Source organism: Serratia sp. A07 (genome assembly GCF_058725505.1).
On record NZ_JBZXDO010000080.1, the window covers coordinates 1 to 5,122 of the forward strand.

General features: G+C 57.6%; 2 protein-coding genes and 2 pseudogenes. All 4 read left to right on the top strand.

Annotation, left to right across the window (positions count from 1 at the left end; translation table 11 throughout):
- Window positions 1–701, top strand: a pseudogene (locus tag AC4PR2_RS27325) (hypothetical protein); the annotation flags it as partial.
- A gap of 21 nt (window positions 702–722) precedes the next feature.
- Window positions 723–2,879 carry a hypothetical protein gene (locus AC4PR2_RS27330; protein WP_060418685.1) on the top strand — a complete coding sequence of 719 codons (2,157 nt, stop codon included), beginning with the start codon at window positions 723–725 and terminating at the stop codon, window positions 2,877–2,879.
- 128 nt (window positions 2,880–3,007) lie between these two features.
- Window positions 3,008–4,774, top strand: coding sequence for a hypothetical protein (locus AC4PR2_RS27335; protein ID WP_443014808.1), 1,767 nt, complete (start codon window positions 3,008–3,010; stop codon window positions 4,772–4,774).
- A gap of 13 nt (window positions 4,775–4,787) precedes the next feature.
- Window positions 4,788–5,122, top strand: a pseudogene (locus tag AC4PR2_RS27340) (hypothetical protein); the annotation flags it as partial.

Sequence of the window (5,122 nt, forward strand, 5' to 3'; positions counted from 1 at the left end):
TCCCCAACAAGCTGAATTACCAAATCGAATACGACGACACCGTGCCCCAGCGCTATCTGCTGGAGCAGCAACGCGACATTGCCGAACTGCTGAATCGGCTGCCGGCCGACGGCATCATCTCCTTTACCGCTACGCCCCTGCCGGAACCCAGCAGGCCGGATAAGCCGATCGAGCCTCAACGCTGCACCGTCAGCCTGGGATTTGATCCGAAAGGCTTCAATATCATGGCGATAGAGTTGCGCTGGGCAGATCAACAGACGCCGATGGCATGGCCCAGCTTCCCGCCAGTGACGCTGGAAACGACAGCGGCGGTGAGCGATATCGCACTCAAGGTGACCTTCGCCGATTACACCAGTTTCGAGAGCCGGCTGGCGTGGCAGAACGCCATCGCGCTGACGCCGCAGGATGTGGGTTTCTATAGCCTGCTGTTCGACGCCGAGTCTCTGAAGTCCGAATTCAAAACGATCTCCGGCAGCGCCAGCTATCTCCCGGCGGGCCAGGGCAAGAAACAAAACTTCACCTTCGCCTTTTCCGCCGCGCAGTGGCAAGCCATCTGGTGGATCAACGCCCATGCCGCCGGCCTCAACGGCCGGGTGGACTATCGCTGGCAAGGGAAAACGGCGGCGCTATTCCCCAAAAATTACGACTCCGGCCCCCTGCAGGCCACCACCGGCCCCATCAAACTGCAATACCACAAGTGACATAAACAAGAGGACCGCCCTATGTTAACCACCGCTTTGCAGCAATCGATAAAAATCGACGTCACCGAGTATTTGGGCGTCAAGGAATACGCGTATACCTGCTACGGCGACAGCGACAGCAAGGATATCTTCTATGTGGTGCCGGAGATCCCGGTGTTTGCCAAACGGGATACCAATACGCCGAGCTTCATGTTTTACAAATACCGCAGCGAAGATACGCAAGGCGGCTACGCGCAATTCACCGTGCAGCTGCCGCAGCCGAATGCGGAAATGAAAGACCGCATCCGCCTGCAGCTGTATAACGGCCTTGGCAGAAAAGACGGCCCGCTGGATAAAAAATCCAAGCTCATTGTCGACTACATCAAGGCAAAACAGGCCTATGAAGCGGACCCGGAAAATAACACCAAGAAGACCGCGATGGACCAGGCGCAGAAGAATACCGGCCTGAGCGATGAACAGCTTAACCGGTTTGTCGCGCTCTACGACGGCAACAAGGGCGACGATCAATTCCTCAGCGAACTGATGCCGGCGGACGCTGCGAAAATCGAACTGATGCAGCCGCGCTACACCTCGGCGCAGGCCATGCTGATCCTCGACGGCAACGATAAGTTCTATCGCCAGATCCCAACGCCGCTGTCCCCCTCCGGCCTCGGCGACAACAATACCGTGTTCAGCCTGTCGCTGACCGGGGAAGGCGCCACGCTGTTTGAACAGGTGCTGAAAGGCACCGATAAAAACGCCAGCGTCGGCGTGCGCTTCGACCTCTCCCTGGATGCCTCCATGTCGGCGGCCAAAGTGATCGTCACCTACAACAGCGAGCAGGCCAAGTCCGTAGCGCAAACCATCAACTACCACACCTGGTCGGCCGACGAGAAAAAGATCGAGCAGGAGTTTTACGCCAAGGAAGCGATCAAGGTGGACGTGCGGATCGGGTTGACGGCGCAAGAGATGGGCATGGAACCCGCCGCCTATGATAAATGGAAGGAAAGTCTGCGGAACTGGGGGCAACAGCAGGTCGAGCAGATCCTGAGCAGCCAAACCGGCATCGACATGAGTCTCAATTTGCTGAATGACGCCGGCAGCTTCGAAAAATTCCAGTCCAAAATCTCGCAAACTCTGAGCTTCACCCGCGAATATGAAGAGAACGCCGTGGTGTCCTCCACCATTTACCCGCAAACTCAGCTGCCGTCGATACGCTCAATCGTCGGCGAAGCCGATTTGGATCAGTACTTCAAAGAGTACGATCTACACGACCCGTTCTATCAGTACATCCAGCCGGAGTTCTTCGTCACCGAAGACATGGCCAAGTATGACATCGCCAATATCGTGGTCACCGCGATATACGACGACGATCTCAAGAGCACGCTGACCTTTACGCCGAAAGATCCGGGGCCGAAGAAAACCGACAAGTGGTTTATCAAACCCGAGCTCGGCCGCGCCTACCGTTATCATTACACCGTCAACTTCACCGGCATGCAGGCCAGGCCTTACCTGTCTGGGGACATCCAGGTCAAAGACGATCTGGTGGTCACCATCAACGCGGCGCAAAGCGGCATCGTCTACGCAGATATCTCCACCCTGCTCAACCCGCTGGGTTGGGAGGTCTTCAGCCAGGTCGTGGTCAAGACCCAGTACGAAGACAAAGAGCACAGCGTGCCGCTCAAGCAATACACCCAGGTGATCAGCGACAAGAACCCGCCGGTGCCGTTTATTTATCCGATCGGCACCAACGTGGAAAAGCCGCTTTATTATTCGGCCGACTACTATGCGCTGGACGGCGACAGCCTGACCTACCTCCCGCCGGGCGTGGAAAGCAACCCGCAGCTGCCCGGCTATGGCGAAACGCGCGGCAATCAGATCCTGATCGCCAACGCCCTGCCGAAGCAGCAGAAATACACCATCATCTTCAAACCGTCGCAAAAAGACGTTTCGCTGATCACCTTCGAGATGACGGTGAACTACCCGAAATGGGACTTCTCGCAAACGCAGCCCATTGCGTTAACCGAGTTCGACACCAAGTCACTCACGCAGTACCTGACATTCAACCTGATGCAGCAAGAGAAAGGCAACGAGCCGCAGATCAGCTACACCGCCACGGTCTATTACGGCGATAACCAGGAGAAAACCGTCACCAAGCCGATCACGGGCACCAGCACCATCGTGGTCGTGACCTTCTGACGGCCGGTCTCCGCCGGAGCAAGCACGCCTTGCTCCGGCTCCCTCTCCGATGACGTGAGGTTGCCGCTATGCGCGATCAGGTAATCATGCAAGACATCTGTTTTATTCGAGCGGACCCGGATCGGCCCGTGTATTACTACTGTGCCGCCGCGCCTAGCGTGCAGGTCACCGCAGGCAATCAACCCGATGTCCAACTGCAAATTTTCAGAAACCTCAACCAACCGGACGATCTTTACTACGCCACGCTGTCGTTGCAGACCCAGTTGGCCAGTTCGCCCGACGCGGCGCAACGCGCCGCCGACGCCAGCCCGGATATACCGCGCGATGCGATCTTATTGCCGCTGCAGGCGATCGCCTGCAGCGCGACGCTGAATATCCCCGATCTTATCCCCGGGCAGACCAGCAAAACCTCGCTGAGCGACCAGCAATATTGCTACCTGTCCGCCAAACTGGACGACGACGACGATATCCTGCTGCTGGCAAGCCTGATGCGCACGCCGGCCTCGACGCCGATCGCCGTCAGTTACAAAATCGACTACCTGCAGCAACTGCCGCCGGCCACCTTCGAGCTGGAAGCCAACTGGGACCAGGTTTACCGTTACCTGCAGCGCTCGATAGGCTTTAACCTGCTGATCTTTAGCGTCGGTATCGAGCATACATCCGCCCAGTTGATCAGCGAGAAAATCGTCACCGTCAAAGTCAGGGACACCGATCCCGACGGCCATATGGCGCAGGCGGCCGCCGAACTGACGCAGATCCTCACCAGCCAGTTCTTCACGCCGGTTATCGCCAACGAACCGCAGCAGACAAGCCCCAAAGCCGGCTTTTATCTACAACAGGTCTCGGTTGAAAACATCGATCAACGCCGCCTGAGCGGCAAGATCAGCGAAACCACCGTCGTGCAGCGTTCGCTCTATCCGCAGGCCCTGTTCGCCCAGTTGGTCAACGGCACGGACTATCAGGCCGATCGCGCGATCGTCAAACGCGATCTGCAGGATGACTTTTTCGCCTATCGCGAGGTGCGGGTCAGCCTACTGTCGGATGCGCTTGACGCCAATATCCTGCTGGTGACGGCCCGGTTGCGCTATGGCTCAAACAGCCGACAGCTGAAATTTACCCGCGACGACTTCGGGCCCAAACCGTTTAAGGAACCCAGCCTGATCGACCCGAAAACGGGAAAAATGCTGTGGCCGGTCGAGTATGACTTCACCGTGTACTTCAACCAGTCGATAGGCGGCGTGACTTCGGTCAGCTCCGGCAGCCTGCAAACGGAGATGAGCGAGGTCTTTCTGGACGTCGAGTCGCTCTACGGCCGCTATGATTTCGCGATCGAAGCGGCGCAACAGTTTGACTGGCAGCGCTATCAATCCGTGCTGGTCACGCTGCGCTATCGCCACCGGCAACAGCCGAACAGCAGCGTGTCGCGCAGCTTCCAACTTGACCAGACCAGCCCGCGAGCCCACTACCCGGTCATGCTGCCGGAGCCGGACGAATACCAATTCGACGTCGACAAAACCTACAGCGCCGCCGTCAACTCACCGCATATTTCCGCCGAGTTGCAAGAACCGACCGGTCAGGACGTCTACCTGTTCTCGACCCTGTATCGCCAGCGCGTGCTGACGCTGTCGGCCGACATGGACTGGCGCCGGGTGGAAATGGTCATCGTTTCCGCCAGCTACGCCTGCACGCCGGCGGAAACGCTGCAGCAGGTGTTTCAATTTACCGAATCCGATGCCGCCCCGCGCTGTTTCAGCGCCGATCAGCTTGATCCGGAGCAGATGAGCGTCGATCTGGATATCTGGTTTACCTATCAACCCGGCGAAGGCGGCGATCGGCCCGAAAACGTGCAGTGCTCGACCGACGCCAACGCTCTCGATCTCGCCACCCTCAGTTAACTAAGGAAACGCCATGTTATTACTCAGAGCCAAAACTGCCACCATCAACAACATCACCTTCTTCGCCGACGATTCAGACGATAACCAGTTCTGGTATCTGCCCGGTGATATCCACATTGCGCAGAAGTCGGGCGAACCGGTGTTTTCGCTGATCAAATACACCGGCGACGCCAGCGATCCGCAAGGGGGATACATCAACTTCGAGGTCAATACGGCGATCGACGAAGCGGTGTTGAACCGTGCCTTCAACGACTATCTGCGCAAACTGAACGTTGATCCCAAGAATGCCCGCAAGGCCCAGGTGCCGTATGATAAAGGCACGGTGAACTTCTTCGTGCTCGACGCGGG